The following is a 22,798-nucleotide window of genomic DNA, read 5'->3' on the forward strand; positions in this document are numbered from 1 at the left end:
GCGGCAGGGTCAGCAGCCGGTGCGGGCTTCGGCGGCCGCCTTGAGGTCCTGGAGCCAGATCTCGAGGCCGTCGCCGAGTGCCTGGGTGGAGAGGTTGATGTCGGCTTCGGCCTGATCGCCGGTCCAGGTTTCCTCGGTGCGAACGAGAGTGCCGCCCCTGACTTTGGTGAAGGTCCACACGTGGGTTCCCTCGTCGATGTTGATGGCGTCGCTGTTGGCGGGTCCGGTCCAGCGGACACAGTGGTTGTGCTGGGTCTGCTGGACGGTGGAGGTGACAGTCAGGGTGGTGGCGGGTGTTGCGGGGGTGGCCGGGACCGGGGTGGTCCATCGGAAGGCGGAGCCGGGGCGCAGGGGGCCGTGATCGAGGCGCTTGCTGGTAGAGACGGCGTCCTGCCACGAGGGCCACTGCTCGACGTCGGTCTGGGTCTTGTAGACGGTGCTGACGGGGGCGTGGATGAGGATTTCGGATCCGTAGCGGACCAGGGCGTCGGGGTCGGTGCCGTGTCCGCGGCATTCGACTGCGCCGGTGTGATGGCTGGAGCGGTCGGCGTCGGCGGCGGCCTGCGCGGGGGCCGCGGTGACGGCGAAGGCGCCGCTGGCCGCAGCGAGAGAGAGGGAGAGGGCCCCAAGGCGGGTGGCAAGGAGGGAGTGTTGAACAGACATGGGAGGTTTCCTTTGGTGTGCGGTTTCAGTATGCAGATCGATTTAATTGCGAACGTAAGGATACGCACGTAACTATAGCGCGAACGAGAAATTAAGAGTGTAAACTTCCCCTATCTAGGTTACGTGCAGGAAGAGAATCGATATGGCGAGCCCGGACGCAACTTGACAAGCCGCTGGTGCCCGCAACTGGCACCGTGAGGGCGCCCACCTGTGGGCGAACATTGTCGATGGGCAGGTACTCAGTGGTGCCAGGCCCGCAACTCGACTCCATAGGATTGATTGGCCAGCCTCGATCGAAGGCGTGTTTTTCAAACCGCTGGATATTTTTCTTCCCTCTGGGTATTGGATAGCCTTTCTCTTGGCCCGCCTCCTTCGCGTCGGTAAAAGCTACCTATATCTCGCTACGTCTGGCGGCGACGCTGTACGTGACTGGTCGTCTAGGACTCTCGATTGCGAACGATTTGTCGGAGGGAGGGCGAGTCTCGGGGATGGTTGCTGTACAGCGTGTGATGGCGCAGCAACGTCCCACCAGCAGCGAACGCGGCCCGATCGGCGTCCGGTGCGAGGAGCGCGGGCCAATTCGCCCGGGACTGCGTTGCCCATGTGCCGCATCGACCTGCGGAGGAATTGACCCGCACTGACCCTTGTGGTGTACCCGGCGACATGGCGTCTATCGAGAAACCGGAGGGTACTTGCGCGTTCAGTGCCCCGGACCTGGCCAGCCGTGGCGCTTGGCAACTGGTCGGTGTCGATTTTGTGGAGATGCCGCTCGTTGGTCTCGGCTTTCGCACCTACGACGGTGATCGCGTCCGGATCTGTTCCGGTCTGTGTCGGGCGCATACGCTGTTCTGCCCTCGATCCTGGTGAGAGACACCGATAAAGGGGCTCACTCCGCAGGATTGGTCAGCACAATTTCCACGTTCACGATCTGCAGTTCCAGGTGCTGATCGGCGACGATAAAAAGCCAGAACCGCACATACGCGGCTGAAAGGACACCACCTTGCTGCCGCGCAGAAGCACTACCGGCCGGCGATGCGCTTCAGCAGCCTCATCGACCCGAACACGCCGTACATGAACCAGTGTCATCTGCTGCATCACGAGGATGACGTGATGATGTGCCAGTTTGTTGGGCCTGGCGGAGGGCGGATCGTGCCGCGGGTGCAGCGTCACGTGTGAACACCACAGCGAGTCTTGCCGCGGGGCGCCCCAAATATTCCTGGCGGCCGAGGAACTGCTCGATCCTTCGGGGGACCGCTTCGATGAGCGCCGAACCGGCTCGCTACCGTAGGCGCTGTGCACACGACGGTCCATACCCGCGGTCCTTTGCTCGGTAGGCAGCACGAGACGCAGCACCTCGGTGAGTTGATCGAGGCGGCTCGGGCGGGGCGGGGAGGGGCGCTGGTCCTGCGGGGCGAGGCGGGGATCGGCAAGAGCAGGCTGCTTGAATACACGGAGGGGGCGGCGACTGGCTTTCGTGTGCTGCGGGCGGGTGGGACCCAGCATGAGGCGGAGCTGCCGTTCGCCGCGCTGCATCAGCTTTGCCTGCCCGCGCTGGAGCACCTGGGCAAGCTGCCTGCCCAGCACCGTCAGGCCTTTCGCGTCGCGTTCGACCTGGAGGCTGGGACGCCGGATGTGCTCCGGGTCGGCTTGGCGGTGCTGGGGCTCCTCACGGCTGCCAGCCAGGAACGTCCGGTGCTTTGTGTGATCGATGACGCGCACTGGCTCGACGCGGCCTCGTCGAAGGCGCTGGCCTTTCTCGCCCGGCGCGTGTCCACCGAGCCGGTGGCCATGGTATTTGCCGTGCGATTGCCGTACGAGGCCGGCGAGTTGGCTGCCCTGCCGAGTCTGAAAATCGATGAACTGAGCGAAAGCGACGCACGGGCACTACTCGCCGCGCAGAGTCACGAGAGGCTCGACGAGCAGGTGCGCGACCGACTTGTGGCCGAGGCACGGGGCAATCCATTGGCTCTGCTTGCCCTACCCAGAGCCGGTGGGTTCGCCCCGCCCGAACTGACTTCGGTGCCGCACCGGATCGGATATGGATTCAGGACCATGCTCTCCAGTCTGCCTGAGCAGGCGCGACTGCTGCTCACGATCGCTGCCGCCGACGCCACCGGCAATCCCGGGCTGTTGTGGCCGGCAGCACGCAAACTGGGTGTCGATCTGCCGGAAGCCGGTGCGCGAGCCACCGCCACAGGACTGGTCGAGTTCGGTACCAGAGTGCGTTTTTACCACCCGCTGGCCCGAGCTGCGGCCTATGACGCTGCCGCGCCATGCGAGCAGCGGCTGGCCCACCGTGTACTCGCCGAGGTCACCGACCCTGCTGCCGATCCCGACCGACGGGCATGGCATCGTGCTCAGGCCGCTGCTGCCCCCGACGAGGACGTCGCCGTCGAGCTGGAGCGCTCGGCGTCCCGGGCTCAGGCGCGCGGCGGTGCGGTGGCTACGGCCGCCTTCCTCCAACGCGCGGCGGAGCTCTCACTCGATGCCGGACGACGCATGGGTCGGACCGTCGCCGCCGCGCGCGCCCACCTGGAGGCAGGCGCCACCAACCAGGCAGCCGCGCTCCTTGTAACGGTGGAGGGTTCGGGTCCGGACGAGCTCCAGCAAGCGGAGGTCGACCTGCTGCGGGGCCGGATCGCTTTGACCCGAATCGACGACAACGACGGCCCGGCATCTATGCTGCGCGCCGCGGGGCGGCTCGCAGTCCTGGACCCGGAGCGTTCGCGGGAGGCTTATCTGGAAGCGCTTGAGATGAGTCTTCTCGTCGGACGTGCCAACGGCGTGATGGACCTGGTCCTCGCCGAAGCGAAGACCGCCTCGCCGCACGCCCCGGACATCCTGGACGCGCTGGAATCCCTGACCGTGAGCGGGCATCAGGTGGCCGTTCCTTTGATCAGAAATGCGCTCGACAGTGCGGAGCATTCCCTGTGGGACCGGCACCCCGCGCTCGCGATCATCCTTGCAGCCGAGCTCTGGGACCCGGACACACACGGGCGCATCATCGAGTGGCTCCTGAAGAACGGCCGTGCGTCGGGGGCGCCCCTCGTCCTGCGGCTCGGTCTCGCTCAGGCCGCTTCTGCCGCCGCGCTCACCGGTGACCTCGACAAGGCGATGGCCGCAATCGCCGAGGAGGAGGCGATCGCCGACGCCACCGGCGCACCCCCTGTCATCTACCACCGGCTACAACTGGCCGCGATGCGCGGACACCGCGAGGAGGCTCTCGCGCTGTTCGCAACCGTCACGGCAACAGCTGCAGCCATGGGACAAGTGGTCTCCAACGTTCATTGGGCCAGCGCCGTGCTTCACAACAGCTTGACCGAATACCAAGAGGCGTTGGCAGCCGCACAGCACGCCACGGCCGACGGGGAACTCTTCGTCGCAGGATTCGCTCTGCCCGAACTCGTCGAAGCCGCCGTCCGGTGCGGCCAGCACGCTGCCGCAGTCGAAGCGTTGGAGTCGCTGACCGAACGCACCCGCGCCAGTGCAACCCCTTCGGGCCTGGGAATCGCAGCGTACGCGCGGGGGTTGGTGCGCGGCACCGAGGACGACTACCTGGAAGCGATCGATCACCTCACCGGCACGCCGATGCTCCCGTACCGAGCCAGGGCCCACCTTCTGTACGGAGAATGGTTGCGGCGGCAGGGCCGCAGGCAGGACTGCCGGCCCCACCTGCGTACCGCGCACCAGTTGTTTTCCGGCGCCGGGCTGGATGCCTTCGCACGGCGGAGCGCCGATGAGCTGCGCGCCAGCGGGGAGAAGGCGCGCAGTCGCACCGATCATGCCCGCGACCAGCTCACCATGCAGGAACTGCACATAGCGCGGCTGGTCGCCGCAGGCGCCACGTCGAAAGAGGTGGCCTCCCGGTTGTTCATCAGCCCGCGCACCGTGGACGCTCATCTGCGCAACATCTACCGAAAACTGGGCATCACCTCCCGCCGGCAGCTCACGGACCGGCCCGACCTGCGCACGGCTGGCTGACTGCTCGCCTCGCCGCTCAGCCGCCGCCGGTGACCTGATTCGACAGGTAGGTGTCGTGCAGCGCCTTGCGCAGACCGGGAAGGGCGTCGTCCACACGTCCCCCGAGCATCGCGAACGCTTCCTTGTGCTCACGCCGCTCTGCGCGCGTGAAGACGCTGTTCATCTCCACCTCGACGGCGAACACTGCCGTGACCGCGTCGTGCAGAGGAAGCTGTGAAGCCCGTGCGGCGCCGCTCAGCACGGCGTCGCGCAGTGTGTCTCGCAGCGTCACTACCGGACCGGTGTCATTGAGGGTCACACGGTCGGCGGGAAGCACACCGAGGCGCTTGTGGCGGCGCACCACGACGATGTCGGCCGCGGCGAGTTGGTCACGGACGGGCTTCTGCGCGGTGTGCGCCTTGTGGTGGACGAGCGGGAGCCAGCGCTGGGGTTTGTCCGCGGACACGTCGTTCCAGACATCGGCCAAGAAGGGATCGGGTGGTGGCTGGACGGGAGAACGGACGACCTTTCCGCTCACAACGGTGAGCTTGCCCTCGATGGTGAGTTCGGCGAGCGCTGCGGCGCGCAGCACGGCGCCGCGACCGTTGTGGTCGGCTAGCTCGAACTTGTCCTTGTCGAGGGAGTAGCAGAGCAGGAAGAGGCGTTGGGCCAGGGTCCAGGTCACGGTGCTCCTCGGGTCAGACATGGTCGGCGGGCAGGTGTTCCGCGGGGTCCTTGAGCCGCTTGGCGGAGAGCCGGCCGGCCCACAGGACGGTCAGGAGGGCCAGGGCGAGCAGCGGGTAGCCCATCAGGATGCGCATGGCGGCCAGCCAGCCGGTGCGGTCGTCTTCGTAGAGGTACTGCCAAACGATGCTGCGGGCGGCGAAGACGGCCGTCAGGGTGAGCGTGGCGATGTCGTAGGCGCGGCGGGAGGGTTTGTCGCGCAGCCAGGCGGTCCCGGTGCCGTTGAGCGCGCCCCAGACGATGCCGGCCAGGGGACGGCGTACGGAGACCAGGAAGATCAGGGTGAGTGCGACGTTGCTCCAGATGCCCGTCAGGAAAAATCCTTTGGCCGAGCCCGTCTTCCATGCGACGAACGAGGCAACCGCGACCCCGAACAGGCCCGAAAGCGCTGGTTGGAGCGATTCCTTGCGGATCAGGCGTGCGATTGAGATCGCTAGGGCGACGCCTACAGCGGTGCAGATCGCGGGAGTCAGCCCGAAAGCGGAGTTGGCCAGGACGAAGGTCACGATCGGCAGGGCCATGTAGACCAGGCCCGTCATGCCGCCCATCTGTTCCAGCGGCGTTCGCTTCGGCGGAGGATGTGTCACGCCGTCGGAGGGGGCCGGCGCGACATGCCGGGTAGGAGTATGTCCGTGTTCAGTCATGCGCGATCAACTCGCAGGTAGTTGTTCGAATGGGTAGGAAGCGGGGGCACGTTCACGCCTTTTGGGTTTGACGGTTCATTGCCCCGATCGCTCAGCCAACCGACTTCCCTGGCCCCGTGCCTTCATTCCGGGGCTCCTACAAGAAATAGTTCGCCCGCCGACGGCCGAAAGCGCCTCGAGACGCAGCACTTTTGGATCAGCTCTGCGAACATGCAGGTCAGAGGCTTTCATGACTCTTGACTTCACACTGTCCCTTGATGGCGAGTGCGGTCCTTGGCGTGAACAGCGAAATCATTGGCACGCGCCCCGACAAGGCCATCCGCACTGGCGACGGTAATCACCTGCAGGGCACCGGCAGTTTCCTTATAGGTGAAAACTACCGATGCGAATCCCCTCGACCATGTGCTGCCACTGCCACGCAGGAGCAGTATTTTTCAGCCGTTGCTGAGACCGGGGTAGTTCTTGAGCTGTCGGCGGGAGGTGATACCGCATTTACGGAAGATGTTGCGCAGGTGTGCGTCGACGGTGCGGGGGCTGAGGAAGAGGCGGGCGGCGACTTCGTTGGAAGTGGCGCCGGTGGCGACCATGCGGGCGATGCAACTCTCCTGCTCAGTGAGCTTGTCGTCCGCGCTTCTGGGGCGGCCGGGAATCCTCTCGCCGGTGGCGCGCAGTTCGTCCGCGGCCCGCCGGGCGAATGCTTCGATGCCGGCCCCGGACAGCAGTTCGTGTGCGCAGCGCAGTTGGTGGCGGGCCTCGCCGTGGCGGCCCTCACGTCGCAGCCACTGCCCGTAGAGGAGGTGCGCCCTGCCCCGGTAGGGAACCAGGGGGCTCTTTTCCAGGTGCGCGACGGCCTCCTGGTAGTGCTCCTCGTGTCCGGTGACCAGTCCTCGCGCGTAGGCCGCGATGCCGAGGCCCGAACTGGTCGCGCTTGCCTCGGTGCTCTCGGTCAGCGCGTTCAGCGCCGTGGTGGCGCTGTCGATTTCGCCGCACTGCACAGCCGCCTCCACCAGCTCGGGCAAGGTGAATCCGGTGAGGTAGAGGTCGGTGTGCGCGGCGGCTCGCCGGGCGGCGGCCAGCGCGGCCGGGTAGTCACCCAGCCCGTTGTGCAATACCGCGACCGCCCAGTAGGCGTCGGCGATCAGCTGTCCGGTACCGCTGGCCGTCGCTGCGGCCGTGACCGTATCGAACAGCTTCATCACCTCCTTCGGGCGGCCGCGCATCGCGGCAAGCTGGAGTCTGGGGTAAGTGATGTGGGGGCCGCCGATGGCGTCGGCGATGGCTTCCTCCTCGGTGATCGCTGCCATGGCCTTCCCCGGGTCGCCGGCGAGTGCCATGGCGGTGGCGGTCTGTGCCAAGCCCAGACGCAGCAGGAGGGGGGAGCCCGATGCACGGCCGGTTTTCGTCAGCCACTGGGTGATCACGGTATAGGTCTTTGGATCCCACAGTTCGCTGGTAAGCACGACGGCAAGTGCCGGCCGGTGTATCCACAGCGGGGTGCCGTCGCCATCGAGGGCTTTACGCAGCAGCGGATACGCCGCCCGGTGCCCCTCTGTGGTGAGTCGGATCAGTGCGTCCAGCACGTCCGGGACGTCCGGTGCCGGTGGTGGCGCGTTCCGCGCTGCGGTCAGGACCAGGTCCATCACGCCGGTGGCCCGGCCGGCACCCAGGCTCGTTTCAAGCGCGTCCAGGTAGCACTCGCGAGACCATTGCGGGTCGGTGTCGGCAAGTTGCTGTGCGGCGCGCAGGATGAATTTCGGGCCGTTGCCGTGGTCGCTCCCCAGGATCGCGAGCCGTCCCCGCAAAAGGTCGAGGTACGCATACTGACGCTGGTCGAGAGGCATGTCCTCGACGGTTGTCAGGAGTTGCCGGGCAGTGTCGCTCATCCCCGCCTCGATGTGAGCGCGCACAGCGTCAAGGGTGCGTTCGGTGCGTTTGGCGGTCGCCGGCGACAGGACCGCGGCGCGTTCGAGGAAGGCTGCCGCGGCCGTCGTTCCGCCGCGTGCCTGGGCGCGGAGCGCCGAGCGCTCCAGTGCAGCGGCGACGTCTTCGTCGGGGCCGGCACCTGCCTGGGCGCGGTGCCAAGCGAGCCGGTCCGGGTCGCTCACCGGGTCAGTGACCTTGGCCAGTGCCCAGTGGGCCGTACGGCGCTCAGCTGTCGATGCGGCCCGGTAGACCGCGGACCGGGCCAGGGGGTGGCAGAAACGGATACGGGTGGAGAAGTCGACCAGGCCGGTCGCGGTCGCAGCCGCACCGGCAGCCGCGATGTCGATGTCCAAGGTCTGAGCGGCGGGCCACAACAGTTGAGGATCGCCGGTCGGATCCGCGCTCGCGACCGTCAGCAGCAGCCGCGCCGACGCGGACAGACCTTCCAGCCGGGCCTGATAGGCGCGTTCGATCCGCGTCGGCAGTAAGGAGGTGTCCGGCGGGGCGAACCCACCGGCCGAGGGCAGTTCCAGCAGGGCCAGCGGGTTCCCCCGCGCCTCCGCCACGAGCCGCAGACGAACCTGGTCGTCCAGCGTCAGGAGATGGCGCGCCGCGAGCAGCGTTTGCACGTCGGCGTCACCCAGCCCGCCGAGCTGCAGACGCGGCAATTCCTCCAGCTCTTTCGCCGCACCACCGGGCCGCACGGCGAACACCATGGCGACCGGTTCGCAGGCGATGCGCCGGGCGAGAAAAGCCAGCACCCTCACGGACGCGGTATCCAGCCAATGGGCGTCGTCGATCAGACACAGCACCGCCCGATGCTGGGCCGCGTGGGACAACAGGTCCAGAGCCGCCAGAGCGACACGAAAGACGTCCGGCGTACCGGTCACCAGCCCGAAGGCGGTCCGCAGCGCCTCGTGGCGCCGGACGGGCAAGTCGGACAGATGCGAGAGCATCGGCAGACAAAGCTGGTGAAGGGCCGAGAACGGCAGCTCGTTCTCGTATTGCGCCCCTGCCACACGCACGACCCGCATGTCATGGGCCGCCGACCGGACATGATCGAGCAAGGCACTCTTTCCCATACCCGCCTCGCCCTGGACGACCAGCGCCCCGCCCCGCCCCGCACGTGCGGCGGCAGTCACGGCGCCTATACGCGCGATCTCTTCCCGCCTACCAACAAGCCGGCCAAAGGAGCGAGCTGGTGACATGCCGCTCACCGGAGGCCCCCTCGCGTACGCAGGGCGGTACCCGTACCTCTCGACACAGTGCACGGGTACTGCACCATGGGCCTTGAGCAGCACTCACCCAGCAGCAGTACGACGCAGGAGGAACACATGACTGCAGTGACCGACTTCGCCGACGTGACTCTTGAAGTGCGACAACTCATCGAGTCGTTAGACGAGAAAGAACAGTCGTCGCCCACCCCGTGCGACGAGTGGGACGTCCATGCAGTGGTGGACCACTTGCTGGACGTCCAGCGCAAGTTCCGGGTCCCCATGACCGGAGAAACCAAGCCGCTCACCTCTGCTTTTCAGGACAACCGACAGTGCTCATCGCCGCATTCGAACAGGAAGGCGCAGTGAAGCGCCCGGTCACCACACGGCTCGGCCAAATCCCGGCCGGACGGCGCTCGACATGCTGACCATGGAACACCTCCTGCACAGCGGGGATCTGGGCAGGGCCACCGGACGCGCCCCGGTGTTCGCAGACTCCGTGGTGATACGCATCATTGCGTTCTGCGAGGTGATGCATCCGCAACTCCCGGTGCACATCAGCAACTTCAAGGACCCGCAGCCGGTAGAGACGGGCGCCCCTGCCATCGACCGGCTCGCCGCGATGCCAGGACGAACGGTCGCTGTCTGATCTTCCTTGGTCGTGCGCCGGCATCCCCATGAGGAGGGTCGGCGAGCGTCGCTTTCTGCAAACCCTGGGAGGCTGTCGCGCATCTCCCCGGCGACCGCGCTGGACAAGTCCACGTCCAGTTCGGTGACGGTCACCGAGCCGCAAGAGACCCACCACCGTTTCTCGCACCGCGTGTAGGCGTGCAGCGGCGTGCCTCTGCCCGCAGCCGTCCACCAGAGCGCGGCCTGTGCGGCGTTGTATGAGCGGGTCTCACCAGAGCTCTACGCACTTGGGACCGAGGCAGTGACCGACACACGACCGGGGCCCGCGCACCACGTGCGCCGACCCCGATCACACTGCGACCGTGCTCAGCGGGTCAGCCCGCGGCGTTCGCCCTCTCCTGGGGGGACAGTTCCGCGTAGGGGCGAGCATCCCTGCTGTTGGGGACCGCCGGTTCCGCAGCGCCGTCGCCCTGGTCGGCCGACTCCGCCGCACCGTTGCCCTGGTGAGCCGGTTGCGCCGTACCGTTCGCCGGCTCCGCCGCACCGCCACCCTGGTGAGCCGCTTCCTCCGCGCCGCCGCCCTGCTGGGCCGCTTCTTCCGCGCCGCCGCCCTGGTGAGCCGCTTCTTCTGCGCCGTTGCCCGCTGGTGCGGCGGTGTCGGCGCGGTCCGCGGTGCTTGCGGAGTGGGAACTCGGGGCCGTGGCCGCGGAAGCGATGCCGGCCGTGCCCGCGGCGGCCAGGACGGTACCGGCGGCGATGCTGTACAGCCGACGGCGACTCTGCGAGATCTTGCGGTGCTTCAAGGTTCTTCCTTCGTTCGAGTGTCAGGTGCCTCGGATCCGGGGCCACCGCGCTGACGGCGCGGAAGCCCTCGTGTGACAGAAGTACGGGAACCGAAGCAGCCAGGTTGCACGCGACGGCGGAAAGAATTTTCTTGCCTCACCATGCAACCCCGCAGGTCCGATCCCCGTATGTAAGTACGGCGGGGTGGTGCGCAAATGGAGGTTGGCAAGGGTGAGGGAAGCGGTCCGGGAACGGGAGTTCCGGGAATTTGCCGAGGCGCGGCAGTCCCAGCTCCGGCGCAGCGCCTATCTGCTGTGCGGGGACTGGCACCAGGCGCAGGACCTGACCCAGACCACCTTGATGAAGCTCTACGCGGCCTGGGGACGGGTCAGCCGGGACGGCAACGTGGACGCCTACGCGCGTACCGTCCTCACCCGCATCTTCATCGACCAGTGGCGCAAGGGAGAGTGGCGTGAGGAGCCGGTGGGCGAACCGCCCGATGTGTCCGCCACCGGGCCGGTCACACCGGAGTTGCGCCTGATGATGCGAGAGGCGCTGCTGGGTTTGTCGCCCCGTTACCGGGCTGTGCTGGTCCTGCGTTTCTGGGAGGACTGGACCGTGGAGGAGACCGCACACGCACTACGGGTGAGTACGGGGACGGTGAAGAGCCAGAGCGCCCGCGGGCTCGCCCGACTCCGTGCCCTCGTCAAGGACATGGACAGCGAAGAGGGGAGGGCCAGGTGAGGCCGGGAATGGACGAGCGCGACGACGACACCCTGCACACCGCCTTCCGGAAGTTTCTCGACGCGGAGCCGGAACCGCTCCTGCCCAGCGTCGTCGACGCGGCCGTGAACGGAGGCCGCCGTATCCGGCGCCGCCGCATGACGCTCGCCGCCGGAAGCACACTCGCGGCCGTGGCCTGCGCGGTCGCCGTGGCCGCCACCCTGTCCGGGGCGGACACCGGACCCCAGCCCATCCCACCGGCGGCTACCGTCCCAACCACGACCACACCGACCACGACCACACCGCACAACCCGCAGCCCTCGGGCGCCGCCAGCACCGCAGAGCGTTCAGCCACGGGCGGACAGGCGGATCCGGAGCAGCCCGACGGGGCGGCGGAGCCTGCCGGCCCAGGGGCACAGCGCTCCGACGACCGATAGGAGAGCGGCGTGCGCATGGCACCCGGGACGGGCGTCTACCTCCGGGGCCGGTCAACGTAAAACTCAGGGAGTGACAGTCGGAGGAAGGTGCATTACCTGATTCAATCCTCCGTCGACCGTGATCGCGGCGCCATTGACGTAGCTGGCTTCGGGACTAGCCAGAAAGGCAACAACAGCGGCGATTTCATCGGGCATACCCGTGCGGCGCATAGGAATATGAGCCGAGTACGCGTCGAGAGCACCTGGGACATCGGCCAGAGGACCCGTCATGCCGGTGGGGTATATGACACCAGGATGCACGGTGTTAGCACGGATGCCATCAGCGCCATGTTCAATCGCGATACTGGCGGTCAATCTTTCCGCGGCGCTTTTAGCGGCACCATAGGCGGGCTGGCCATAATTGTTACGCAGTGCGTTGGATGACCCGACGCTGACGATGCTGCCCTTGCTCTGCTTCAGGTGCGGAATGGCGGCCTTGGCCGCGTAGAAGATCGCACTCGCATTCACAGCGATCACGTCATGCCAGGTTTGTGCCTCCAACTCGGAGAAGAGCCCGACGTCGCTGATACCCGCACAGTTGACGAGGACGTCCAGGCGGTCGAACGCTTCGACCGTTCCATTGACCAACTCGCCGACAGCAGCCTCATTACGGACGTCGACCGTCTGCTGAACCATCGTGCTGCCCTTTGGTGCCTGCTGGACTGTTCGGCTCATCTTCTCCTTACTGCGCCCAGCGATGACGACCGCAGCACCTTCCGCGGCCAGCCGGAGAGCGATCGCGGCTCCTATGCCGGATCCACCCCCAGTAACCAGGGCGACGCGGCCGGAAAACCGATGTGACTCCATACGTGCATCTCCTGTGCGTGCTTCGCGTGTAAGAAACTGAACCGACTCCAGGTGCCGATTCACCGCACCAAGCCCCATGCCCGGCTCGCCCGCGCGATAGCGGCCTGTTCGGCGACGTGCCCTTCCTCGACCATGACAGTCGGCACGACCTGGTTTGCTGCGTGCCAAGTGGTGCTCCCGGGAGTCAGATTCCATCTCCCGGGAGCATGCGTGGTCGTTTCGGTTCAGGCAGTTGCCTGGTTGCCGCCCTTGTTGAGCCAGGCGCGGGTGGCGCCGTTGATCGGGTCGACGACGAGGTAGTCGTCCAGGCCGTCACCGTCGAGGTCGGCGAGATGGACGTCCACGGGGAAGCCCATCGCGACGCCGTAGGCAATCTTCTTCTTGTCGGACCACTCGTTGTCGAAGCCGCCGAGGTTCTGCCAGCCGTAGAGAGCATCGTTCTGGGCGGAGTCGCGCAGAACGTAGTCGGCGCGCCGGTCGCAGTTCATGTTGGCGAAGAGGGTCGTCTGGGTGGCTGTGACGGAGCCCTTGGGGCTGGCGATCAGAGTTTTGGTGCCCCAGCCGCCGCCACCGGGGGCATTGGTGCCCTTGTTCTGCCAGGCGTGGGCGGAGTGACCGGAGGTCACGACGAGGTAGTCGTCGGCACCGTCACCGTCGATGTCGGCGAACTGCACGGCCCCCTCGACTGCCAGAGCGGGGCCCTGGGCGATGACGCCGAGATTGGTCCAGGCAGTGATGCCCTTGGTGAAGACACCGTCGTTGCGCCAGCCGCGCACGCGGCCGTTGGTGTCGTCCACGACGAGGTAGTCGTCACGGCCGTCGCCGTTGAAGTCCGCGAAGACGACCCGCTCGTCCTTGCCCGGAGACACACCCTCGGCAACTCGGCCCACCTTGATCCAGGCGTTCGTCCCACGGGTGGCGACATCGTCGTTGCGCCAGGCTTCGACCTCACCCTTGGGTCCGGTGAGGAGGTAGTCGTCGTCTCCGTCGCCGTCGAGGTCCGCGAAGCCCACATTACGTGCGTTGTTGGCGGCATCGAGTTTGTGGCTGCCGTAGACGCCTTGCTTCTTGAAGCCGTTCTCCTTGTCGTCCCGCGTGGCCACGTCGTCGTTCTCCCACCAGGTCGCGGTGCCGGCCGAGCCGACCACGAAGTAGTCGGCGTCACCGTCCGCGTCAGCCTCGGCGAACTCCACCGTGCCGTCGATGCCGGTTCCCGTGGCGATCTTCCCGATCGACTTCCACTTGCCCGACGCCTTCACGGCGACGTCGTCGTTGAGCCAGGCCTCGGCCGACCCGTCGCTGTGCACGATCAGATAGTCGGCGTCCTTGTCACCGTCAAGATCTGCCAGACGGACCTTCGAACCGGGATCGCCGGTGCCCTCCGCGACCTGACCCACCTTCTTCCAGGCACTCCTGCCGTCGACGGCCACGTCGTCATTGAGCCACGCCTCGACGGATCCGCTGTCGTGCACGACCAGGTAGTCGTCGTAGGCGTCGCCGTCGAGGTCGGCGAAGCGAACCAGGTCACCGCCGTCGCCAGTTCCTTCGGCGATCAGCCCGATCGACTGCCAACCCGAGCCGCCGTTGACGGCCACGTCGTCGTTGAGCCATGCCTCGACCGATCCGTTCTCGTGCACCACCAGGTAGTCGTCGTCGTGGTCCCCGTTGATGTCGGCGAAGCGCACCTGCGCTCCTCGGCCCTTCTCACCGTTGCCGTCGGCGACCTTGCCCCGGTTCACCCAGCCGTCCGCCGTCCTGGTCCACAGGTACACGGCTCCCGTGTCGGTGACAATCGCGTAGTCGGTGCGGCCGTTACCGTCGAAGTCTGCGAGATGGACCTCGCCCTTCACGCCGGCACTGGCACTGTCGCTGTTGATCGGGCCCTGCGCGATCCGGCCCAGTTCCGCCCAGCCGCCACCGGGCTTCTTCTCGCAGACGTCCGGAAGGTGCGGGACGTTGGCCGGTTCGATCACCCAGCGCTTCTCCACCATGGCCGTGATGGCCTCGAACCACCGGTCCGCCATGAAGGTGTACCCGCTGTCATTGGGATGCAGTGTGTCGGAGAGCATGGAGGTGGTCATCGGCCCGAAGTCGGCAAGAATGATCTTCTGTCCGTCGCTCTGCCGGTCCTTCACCAGCGCCCGGACCTGTTCGTTGTAGGTGTTGCGCCGCTCCATCGCCGCCGGGTCGTTCTTCACCGGTACCAGCGTCGCCACGACGATCGACACACCCGGTGAGTTCTCCTGCACCCGGTCGATCAACCTGCCCAGCCGGGCCGGGGCATCGGCGACGGCGCCGCCCTTCTGGTAGTACACGTCGTTCGTGCCCGCCATCAGCGTCATCACGTTCGGGCGCATCGACTTCGCATCCGCCGCGGCAGGCTCCGCGATCTGATCGATCACCCACCCCCGGTTCCCGTCGTGTTCGGGGTCGGACATGTCCCCCGAGGTGCTCGACCCCACGAAATCGGGCTGCAACGACGCATGGTCCAGGTCGTCGTACAACTTCTTCCGGTAACCGTTGCCGTCAGAGGAGCCGACGCCGAACGTGATCGAGTCCCCCACCGACATCAAGCGGACCTGGGGCTTCACCGGTCCGGTCCCGCCTCCGGGACCGGGTTCGCCCGTGTCACCGCCCGGGCCGGGGTCGTCCGTGTCACCGCCCGGACCAGGATCCTCGGGGCTGGCACCCCCCGCCCCGTTCCATATCGCCGACTCCGCGGCGAGCAGACGCTGCAGTTCCGGGGAGAGCAGGTTCCGTCCGAGTCCGTCCGCGCCGGTGGCGGCCGCGTTCCCGAACCAGGATTTGACCAGGGGGAACTTGGCCTGGAGGAAGTTTCCGGCGTTCTTCATGGCTGGGCCGACATTCTGCTTCGCCCACGGGCCGAGGTACCGCTCCCACAGAGCACCCCCCACCAGCCCGAGCACCCCTCCGACGATGATCTCGGCGAGCGACCCCGGCTCGTCCAGGTCTCCTTCGAATGCATGCGCCAACAGTGGCGACAACAGGCCCGTGAAGAAGCCCCCGAGCGGGCCGCAGACGAGTGGAATGACGGCGGCTCCCGCCCCGCTCGCCGTCAGTCCGCCCACGCAGAGGAGTTGTATCGCGTACCCCAGGACGATGCCTATCGCGGTCGCGAGGATGTTCTTCCAGTAGCTGGCTGTGGTGATCTCTTCCGATGGGATGGTGACGGCGAGGCCCGCGCCATCGGAGGAAAGCTCCACCGTGCCATCGAAGTTCGGCCACTTCGAGGTATCGATGGTCGTACTCGCTTGATTGTCCGCGAGTGTCTGCCGGAGGGCGTTGCCCAGTCCGCCGTGCTCCCGGATGTCCTCCTGCATCTCGGTCACGATGTCCCGCACGTCACCGGGGGCCAGGTCCATGTCCGTAGCGCTGAAGGTGAGGACGAGGTCCTGCTCAGCCGCTTGCGCGGGCGCTGCCGTGACGGCCACGCTCGTGATGACCGCCAGCGACACGGCCAGCACCAGAGCACGGCACCATCGAGTAAAGCCGCTTCTCCCGAAAAATCTGCCCACCGAACCAGCTTTCTGCTGAACACGCATGTATGGGGGACGCGAAGTGCGTCGCCCGGCAAAATAGTGCGGCCGGGACCGCTCTCGCGTCGGCAAGATGTACGTAGATCAGCCGGGTGGGCAGCTCCCCCGACTGCCCGACGTGTCCTTCTACGCCATTACCGGGCCGGAACCCCCTGGCGCTGCTCGAACTCCCTTTGGCCGGAGGCTTCGCCCCGCCGGACACGTCGTCCGTGCCGACCCGCATCGAGCGCAGCTATCAGGCCCGGCTGGACGTTCTGCCGGACCAGGCACGGCTGCTGTTGACGGTGGCGAGCGCGGACCCGACCGGCGATCCCGGGCTGCTGTGGCCGGCCGCGCGGCACTTGAACCTCCATGTGACGGCGGCCTGCGAGGCCGCCACCGCCACCGGGCTCGTCGACTTCGCCACCCGCATCCGCTTCTGTCACCCGCTCGGCGGCGCAACGCCGCCTGGCCCAGCGGACATTGGCCGAGGTGACCGACGCGTCCGTGGATCCCGACCGCCGGGCCTGGCACCGGGCGCAGGCCGCCACCGGACCCGACGAAGACGTCGCCGCCGAGCTGGAGCACTCCGCGACCCGGGCCCAGGCACGCGGGGGAACAGCGGCCGCGGCGGCCTTCCTCGAACGCGCGGCGGCCCTGTCCCTGGACACGGGCAAGCGGACCGAACGGACGCTGACCGCTGTGCGCGCCCACATCGACGCAGGCATGAGCGATACGGCGCAGCAACTCCTGACGACCGTCGAAGCCATGGCACTGGACCAGCGACAGCACGCCCGCGTGGACCTCTTACGGGGACAACTCGCCATCCTGCGGCACGACAACGACGACGGCCCGCTGTTCATACTTCGCGCCGCGGAGCAGCTCGCGGACGTGGACCCGAAATGGTCCCGCGACTGCTTCCTGGATGCACTCGAAATGAGCCTGGGCGCAGGCCGGGCCAGCGGTGTGATGGACATGGTTCTCGAGGCGGCCCAGGCCGTGGCCCCGGTGCCGAGGCCCGCTGACGTGCTGGACGCCCTCGTCCAGCTGACCACCCAGGGACACCGGGCCGCCTACCCCTTGATACGGAGCGTCCTCGACGGCGACGGCACCCCGATGTGGGCCCACCGGCCCGCACTTGCCGTCGTACTCACCTGTGAACTGTGGGATCCGCACACCCACACCGCGATCACCGAGTGGCTGATGAAGACGGGCCGCACGACGAGCTCGCCTCTCCTGTTGCGTCTGGGCCTGGCCCAGACGGCGACCGGGAGCGCCCTGGCCGGCGTCCTCGAGCAGGCAACGGCGGCGATCGTCGAAGAGGAGGCCCTCGCCGACGCCATCGGCGGGCCGCCCGTCACGTACCACCGGTTGCAGATGGCCGCCATGCGCGGCCGTCGTACTGAAGCAAAGGAACTGTTCGACAAGGTCACCGCGGCGGCAACGACGAGTGGCACCGGGCAGTTGAACGCCGACACCCACTGGGCGGCGGCCGTGCTGCACAACGGCCTGGCCGAATATCCGGCCGCACTTGCCGCGGCCCGACAGGCCACCTCCCACGGTGACCGCTATCTCACCGGCTTCACCCTTCCTGAACTGGTGGAAGCGGCCGTCCGCTGCGGCGAGCACGACACCGCCGTGTCAGCTCTCGAGTCGCTTGCCGAGAGCACCGACGCCAGCGGAACCAGCTCGGGCCTAGGTATCGCGGCGTATGCGCGAGGGCTCGTCCACGGAGTCGAGAAGCATTACCAGGAAGCCATAGAACACCTGGAGAAGAGCCCTCTGGTCCCCTATCGGGCCAGGGCCCATCTGTTGTACGGAGAATGGCTGCGACGGGAGGGCCGCAGACGCGACTGCCGCCACCACCTGCGCAGGGCGCATACGTTGCTGACAGCGTCGGGGATCGAGGCCTTCGCCCGGCGGGCCGCCGACGAACTGCGCGCCACGGGCGAGAAGCCCCGGAGCCGGTCCGAAACCACGCAGGATCAGCTCACCGAGCAGGAAGCGCACATCGCACGCCTCGTATCCGCCGGCTCCACATCCAAAGAAGTCGCCGCCCGGCTGTTCCTCAGTCCGCGCACCATCGACGCTCACCTGCGCAACATCTTCCGCAAGCTCGAGATCACCTCACGCCAGCAACTCAGGGGACACCCACGTCTTCACGGCTGACCGTCATCGACCGATGACTTCCTCTCCCACCCGTGCTGCCGGGCAGCGCGCCGGTACGCACCGCCGCCCGTATCCACTCGGGTGTGGATCACCACGCTCCCGGCACCACACCGGACGCCCCACCGAGGCTCAGGCCGCAGGCCCTCCGGTCACCATGCCTCACGACCACAGCTCAAAGCACCGGCAACAGCCCTGTCAGCCGCCGATGAAGGAAGCCGCGCGCTCAGCGACCATGATCGTGGGGGCCTGCGTGTTGCCGCGCGGGATGGAGGGCATGACCGAGGCGTCGGCGACGCTGAGCCGGTCGACGCCGCGGACCGCGAGCCGTTCGTCGACGGGCAGGCGCACGTCCCGCCCCATGCGTACCGTCCCGGTCGGATGCCACTGAGTCTGCACGTTCGCCCGGATCCAATCGTCGATCTCGGACCCGTCCGCGACCGCGGGCGGGAACACTTGCTCGCCGACGATCCCATCGAGCGCGGAAGCACGCATCAGCTCGCGGATCCGGTCCACTCCCTGGCGCAGCCGCGGCAGGTCGCGCGGAGCGGTGAGGTAGCCGGGGTCGACCACCGGCCCGTCCGCGATGTCCGCGGAGGCCAGCCGGACCGACCCCCGGCTGTCCGGGGTGAGCAGGGCGATGGTGGCTGTCACCGCCGGACGGTCCAGCGGCTGCATCTGGCCGTCCAGGCCCAGGAGATAGAAAAGGGCCTGGATACTCGGTGCCGGGGCGTCCTCGGCGGGCGGGAACATCGCCGCAACCGTGGCGAAGTGGGCCAGTGGCCCGCGCCGCGACAACCGGTAGGCACGCATCGATGCTCCGTCGTGGGCATCGAGATAGGTCCGCCCGGACGTGATCGCCCAGACCGCGGGCACCATCGGGTGATCCTGCAGGCCCTGCCCGACACCGGGGCTGTCCGCGACGACCTCGATGCCGTGCTCGCGCAGATGCTGGGCCCGCCCGATCCCGGAGAGCATCAGCAGTTGGGGCGTGCGCAGCGCTCCGGCGGTCAGCACCACCCTCTCCCTGGCGCGCACGACCCGCCCGCTGTCGAGCACGACACCGACGGCACGACCCCCCTCGATCAGCACCCGGGCCACGCGGGCGGAGAGCGCGACGCGCAGGTTGTCACGGGCGGCCGCGGGAGCGAGGTACCCGTCCACAACACTGTGGCGGGCGCCGTCACGGACGTTGACCGGCACGGTCCCCACGCCGGTGCGCTGCTCACCGTTGAAGTCGCCGGTCACCGGCCATCCGACCTCGGCCCCTGCGGCGATGAGCGCAAGGTGGGTCTGCTCCAGGTCGCGCGGAGCATCGATGACCATCGGTCCCCCGGAACCGTGGAACGGGTCAGGACCGCCCACGTGATCCTCGATCTGCCGGAACACCGGCTGGACGTCGTCCCAGTCCCAGCCCGCCGCTCCGGAACGGGCCCAGGCCCGGTAGTCCTCCGGATGTCCATGGAACCAGGCGAGCAGATTCACCGAACTGCTGCCGCCGAGACCGCTGCCCGTGGCGAGGGTGATCGTGCGGCCGTCCAGGGCGTGCTGCGGTGTCGTCGTGGCGACGTGGAGGTTGTCCGGGTCGAGAGCGGCGAAGGCGTCACCGGGTGTCGCGTTCGTCTCCGTCGGCAGCGCCGAGCCCGCTTCGACCAGCAGCACCCGCCGGTCGCGACGCTGCGAGAGCCGGCTCGCGACGACCGAGCCCGCGCTGCCGGCGCCCACGACGATGACATCGACCTGTTCCGGGAGCTGATCCTTGCTGATCAACGCGTCAGGACGGATCGGCATGAATATTCCTCTCGAGGCGGGAGACCGTTGTGCAGAAGCTCTGCTCAGTTCGCACGGAAAGACCAGCATGATCGCTGTGCCCGTTCTGGCCGTGGATAGGCGTGCAGGCCAGGGACGGCGTCGGACGCGGGGTCGAGGCGACAAAGGCCCTGGCTCCCGCCGCAGATGAACGCCGCATCGCGTCCCCCGAAGAAGCGAAGACCTATTCGGCGCCGGAACCAGCCGAAAGCGCCGTACAGAGAGGGCAGTTGTGACCACGACGTACGCTCAAGAATCGGAAGCTCCGATCCGGCCGCTGGGCGCATTCGAGCGCACCATCGACCTGTACATGCGCCGCAACCCGGTCCAGTTCTCCCTGGTGGCCGCGGTGGAGCGGCCGGTCTCCGCACCGGACCTGTCCGCGGCCCTGGCGCAGCTGCAGAAGTGCCATCCCCTGCTGACGGTCGCGGTCGACCGTCGGCCGCTGGGGGCCGTGTACCGGCAGACGGCACGGCCAGTCCCTGTCGAGACGGCCGCCGCGGGAACTCCGTGGCAGGCCGTCGTCGCTCAAGAGCAGACCCGCCCTATCGCACCGGAGCCGGGCCCCCTCGTACGCGCTGTGCTGATCCCCGCGGCAGCGCGATGCCGCGTCATCCTCACGTTCGCTCACCAAGTCACCGACGGCACAGGGGGACTGCGCGTTCTGCTGGATCTGGTGCGCTCCCTCGACGGCGAGCCCCTCGCGACCCCACCCAGCGCCTTCCCGCCCGCTCAGGAAGACCTCCTGGAAAGGATTGCGGCAGAGACGGTTCCCGAAGGCGCCGCAGAAAGTACGTCGTTGGATGAGCGCATGAGCGTGCCGGGCAAGCTGCGCCCCTTCTCCGGCGTCCTGCCCCACCTGAATGCGCTGGCCCTCGACGAGGAGCTGACCGCGCGCCTCACGGAGCGCTCGCGTGCCCAGGGTGTGTCGGTACATGCGGCGCTCTGCGCTGCCTCGGCCACGGTGTTTCATGAGCGAGGCCGCGCTTTCGTGCGGCTCCTCAGCCCTGTGGACCTGCGCCGTGCCGCGGGCCTTCCCGACGATGTCGCCAACCGCTTCGCCGGCGCACGCACCGCAAGCGACGGCGCCCATGCACACGACTTCTGGGCGCTCGCCCGACAGCAGCACACGGCTCTCGCCAGCCAGCGGACGATCAGCGCCCTGAAGGCAGGTTCGGTGGCCTTGGCCGAACACGCTCCGCACAGCGCGCAGGAGGCCGAAGCCATGATGACGGCCGTGACCGCCGCCGACATCCAGATCACCAACCTCGGCCGCGTGGACGACGACGGACCGGAGCCCGCCGCGGGACCGGCCGTGTGGGGGCCCGCGCAGATCACGCAGTTGGACCGGGAGCACGTCCTGGGCGTCGTCACCACCGGCGGACGGCTTCGTATGACGGAACTGACCCACGATCCCCTCGCCGCTTTCCTGCCCCGGATGGCAGCCGTCCTCGCTCAGGCGGCCCGTGACTGAGGTGCTGCCGGCACGGGCCGAACTGTGCCGCGATGCGGCGCAACCGGCTCATCGGATCACATCGGAGTGCCTGCCCGTCGGCGTTCGGCGGCGGTGGGCACGACCCGGTCCGGGGCCCGCCCTCCGGCGGTGGGCACGCCCCGGTCCGGTGGCCCTCCGCGTCGGTCCGTCCGGCCGACGGTGGACCGGTCAAACGGCTTCGAGCTCGAGACTGAAGTATCCGCCGCCCACGGGGTAGGTCCGGCCACGGCGCCAGCCAGAGCGCTGAAGAGCGCGTCGAACTCGTCCAGGTCCCGCTCGACGCCACCGGTGACCGCGAGCTGGTCATGTCCGACAGGGTCGCGAAGTCAGGCTTGCCGATCTCACTGACGACGGTCTCCACGACCATGGCGCGGCCGCCCGGCCGGGTGGCGGCACGGCAATTGCCCAGGAGGGTCAGGCACCACTCGTCGTCCCAGTCGTGCAGAACCGTCTTGCGCAGATAGAGGTCAGCGGCGGGCCCCTCGGTGAAGAAGTCGCCCGCCACCTATGACCACACGCCGTCGGACGAGTTGCTGAAGGTCACCGATCCGGCCGGCAACCACTGGAGTTACACCTACGACCAGGTCGGCAACCAGCTCTCCTTCACCGACCCCGACAAGGGACGGACCGACACCAAGTACAACGACCGCAACCAGGTGATCTCGAGTACCGACGCCCGCGGCATCAGCCTGTTCAACACCTACGACGGCCTGGGCCGTAAGACCGAGCTGCGCGAGGGCTCCGCCGCGGGCGAGCTGCGGGTCAAGTGGACCTACGACACCGTCGCCGGCGCCAAAGGACAGCTCGCGGAGTCCACCCGGTACGTGAATGGCGAGGCATACACGACGTCGGTCACCGCCTACGACAAGCTGTACCGGGCTGCCAAGACTGCGACCGTGATCCCTGCCACCGAGGGAGCGCTGGGCGGCACCTACCAGTCCGGCACCGCTTACAAGCCCTCCGGCCTGGTCGCCTCGCTCAGCTACTCCGCGGCCGGCTCCCTGCCGGGCGGCTCAGTCAGCTACACCTACGAGGACCAGACCCTGCGACCGATCTCCGTGTTCGGCCAGAGCATGACGACCAACGCCACCTACAGCCAAACCGGCAAACCGCTCGTGTACTCCTTCGGACTAACTGACCATTGCAGAATGAGCTTGGCTGTGGGCTTGGTTGTGGGCTGAGCCAACGGCAGACTTCTGCGGGTGCCGGATGATCTTGTGCCTGA

At 67.7% G+C, this 22,798-nt stretch carries 18 protein-coding genes; 8 read left to right on the forward strand and 10 right to left on the reverse strand.

The genetic code is table 11. The annotated features are described in order from the left end of the window. Positions 1 to 9 precede the first annotated feature (9 nt). Positions 10 to 663 carry an SRPBCC family protein gene (locus ACZ60E_RS44705; protein ID WP_469448102.1) on the reverse strand — a complete coding sequence of 218 codons (654 nt, stop codon included), beginning with the start codon at positions 661 to 663 and terminating at the stop codon, positions 10 to 12. A gap of 1,293 nt (positions 664 to 1,956) precedes the next feature. Between ACZ60E_RS44705 and ACZ60E_RS44710 the strand changes: the two genes are divergently transcribed. Beyond that, the gene (locus ACZ60E_RS44710) at positions 1,957 to 4,644 is read left to right on the forward strand and encodes an AAA family ATPase (protein WP_469448103.1); all 2,688 of its coding nucleotides are present in this window, start codon (positions 1,957 to 1,959) and stop codon (positions 4,642 to 4,644) included. A gap of 16 nt (positions 4,645 to 4,660) precedes the next feature. Here ACZ60E_RS44710 and ACZ60E_RS44715 read toward each other — a convergent pair whose 3' ends face one another. From ACZ60E_RS44715 to ACZ60E_RS44725, 3 genes are all read right to left on the reverse strand, one after another. Further along, positions 4,661 to 5,308, reverse strand: a complete 648-nt coding sequence (locus tag ACZ60E_RS44715; protein ID WP_469448104.1) for a GOLPH3/VPS74 family protein — start codon at positions 5,306 to 5,308, stop codon at positions 4,661 to 4,663. Between the two features lie 13 nt (positions 5,309 to 5,321). Next, entirely contained in the window at positions 5,322 to 5,906 is a 585-nt protein-coding gene (locus tag ACZ60E_RS44720) for a DUF3159 domain-containing protein (RefSeq protein ID WP_469448105.1), read from the reverse strand. 539 nt (positions 5,907 to 6,445) lie between these two features. Continuing rightward, positions 6,446 to 9,142: an AAA family ATPase gene (locus ACZ60E_RS44725; RefSeq protein WP_469448119.1), complete on the reverse strand. Its 2,697-nt coding sequence runs from the start codon at positions 9,140 to 9,142 to the stop codon at positions 6,446 to 6,448. Positions 9,143 to 9,268: 126 nt separating this feature from the next. Between ACZ60E_RS44725 and ACZ60E_RS44730 the strand changes: the two genes are divergently transcribed. Then, a complete protein-coding gene (locus ACZ60E_RS44730) occupies positions 9,269 to 9,517 on the forward strand; it encodes a maleylpyruvate isomerase N-terminal domain-containing protein (RefSeq protein WP_469448106.1) in 249 nt (82 codons plus the stop codon). Between the two features lie 52 nt (positions 9,518 to 9,569). Next, a complete protein-coding gene (locus tag ACZ60E_RS44735; protein ID WP_469448107.1) occupies positions 9,570 to 9,797 on the forward strand; it encodes a hypothetical protein in 228 nt (75 codons plus the stop codon). Positions 9,798 to 10,152: 355 nt separating this feature from the next. On the opposite strand, the gene ACZ60E_RS44740 is transcribed toward ACZ60E_RS44735, so the two are convergent. Beyond that, positions 10,153 to 10,581, reverse strand: a complete 429-nt coding sequence (locus ACZ60E_RS44740) for a hypothetical protein (RefSeq protein WP_469448108.1) — start codon at positions 10,579 to 10,581, stop codon at positions 10,153 to 10,155. Positions 10,582 to 10,792: 211 nt separating this feature from the next. On the opposite strand from ACZ60E_RS44740, the gene ACZ60E_RS44745 reads away from it, so the two are divergent. Next, positions 10,793 to 11,305 (forward strand): SigE family RNA polymerase sigma factor, encoded by a 513-nt coding sequence (locus tag ACZ60E_RS44745; protein WP_469448109.1) that lies wholly within the window; start codon positions 10,793 to 10,795, stop codon positions 11,303 to 11,305. Positions 11,306 to 11,313: 8 nt separating this feature from the next. Beyond that, positions 11,314 to 11,721 carry a hypothetical protein gene (locus ACZ60E_RS44750; protein WP_469448110.1) on the forward strand — a complete coding sequence of 136 codons (408 nt, stop codon included), beginning with the start codon at positions 11,314 to 11,316 and terminating at the stop codon, positions 11,719 to 11,721. Between the two features lie 63 nt (positions 11,722 to 11,784). On the opposite strand, the gene ACZ60E_RS44755 is transcribed toward ACZ60E_RS44750, so the two are convergent. From ACZ60E_RS44755 to ACZ60E_RS44765, 3 genes are all read right to left on the reverse strand, one after another. Beyond that, positions 11,785 to 12,567 carry an SDR family NAD(P)-dependent oxidoreductase gene (locus ACZ60E_RS44755; protein ID WP_469448111.1) on the reverse strand — a complete coding sequence of 261 codons (783 nt, stop codon included), beginning with the start codon at positions 12,565 to 12,567 and terminating at the stop codon, positions 11,785 to 11,787. 224 nt (positions 12,568 to 12,791) lie between these two features. Next, positions 12,792 to 16,052 (reverse strand): FG-GAP-like repeat-containing protein, encoded by a 3,261-nt coding sequence (locus ACZ60E_RS44760; RefSeq protein ID WP_469448112.1) that lies wholly within the window; start codon positions 16,050 to 16,052, stop codon positions 12,792 to 12,794. A gap of 307 nt (positions 16,053 to 16,359) precedes the next feature. Beyond that, positions 16,360 to 16,530, reverse strand: coding sequence for a hypothetical protein (locus tag ACZ60E_RS44765; RefSeq protein WP_469448113.1), 171 nt, complete (start codon positions 16,528 to 16,530; stop codon positions 16,360 to 16,362). Between the two features lie 65 nt (positions 16,531 to 16,595). Between ACZ60E_RS44765 and ACZ60E_RS44770 the strand changes: the two genes are divergently transcribed. Continuing rightward, entirely contained in the window at positions 16,596 to 18,272 is a 1,677-nt protein-coding gene (locus tag ACZ60E_RS44770) for a helix-turn-helix transcriptional regulator (RefSeq protein ID WP_469448114.1), read from the forward strand. A 195-nt stretch (positions 18,273 to 18,467) separates the two neighbouring features. Here ACZ60E_RS44770 and ACZ60E_RS44775 read toward each other — a convergent pair whose 3' ends face one another. Then, positions 18,468 to 20,060 (reverse strand): GMC family oxidoreductase, encoded by a 1,593-nt coding sequence (locus ACZ60E_RS44775; protein WP_469448115.1) that lies wholly within the window; start codon positions 20,058 to 20,060, stop codon positions 18,468 to 18,470. Between the two features lie 250 nt (positions 20,061 to 20,310). Here ACZ60E_RS44775 and ACZ60E_RS44780 point away from each other — a divergent pair, with 250 nt between their 5' ends. Next, complete coding sequence (locus tag ACZ60E_RS44780) at positions 20,311 to 21,552, forward strand: phthiocerol/phthiodiolone dimycocerosyl transferase family protein (RefSeq protein ID WP_469448116.1); 1,242 nt, start codon at positions 20,311 to 20,313, stop codon at positions 21,550 to 21,552. Here ACZ60E_RS44780 and ACZ60E_RS44785 read toward each other — a convergent pair. Then, positions 21,449 to 22,078, reverse strand: coding sequence for a methyltransferase (locus ACZ60E_RS44785; RefSeq protein WP_469448117.1), 630 nt, complete (start codon positions 22,076 to 22,078; stop codon positions 21,449 to 21,451). The two genes, ACZ60E_RS44780 and ACZ60E_RS44785, sit on opposite strands and share 104 nt — an antisense overlap. On the opposite strand from ACZ60E_RS44785, the gene ACZ60E_RS44790 reads away from it, so the two are divergent. Further along, positions 22,059 to 22,754, forward strand: a complete 696-nt coding sequence (locus tag ACZ60E_RS44790) for a hypothetical protein (RefSeq protein ID WP_469448118.1) — start codon at positions 22,059 to 22,061, stop codon at positions 22,752 to 22,754. The two genes, ACZ60E_RS44785 and ACZ60E_RS44790, sit on opposite strands and share 20 nt — an antisense overlap. Positions 22,755 to 22,798: the final 44 nt, after the last annotated feature.

It is taken from the genome of Streptomyces sp. NPDC102514, assembly GCF_055584525.1.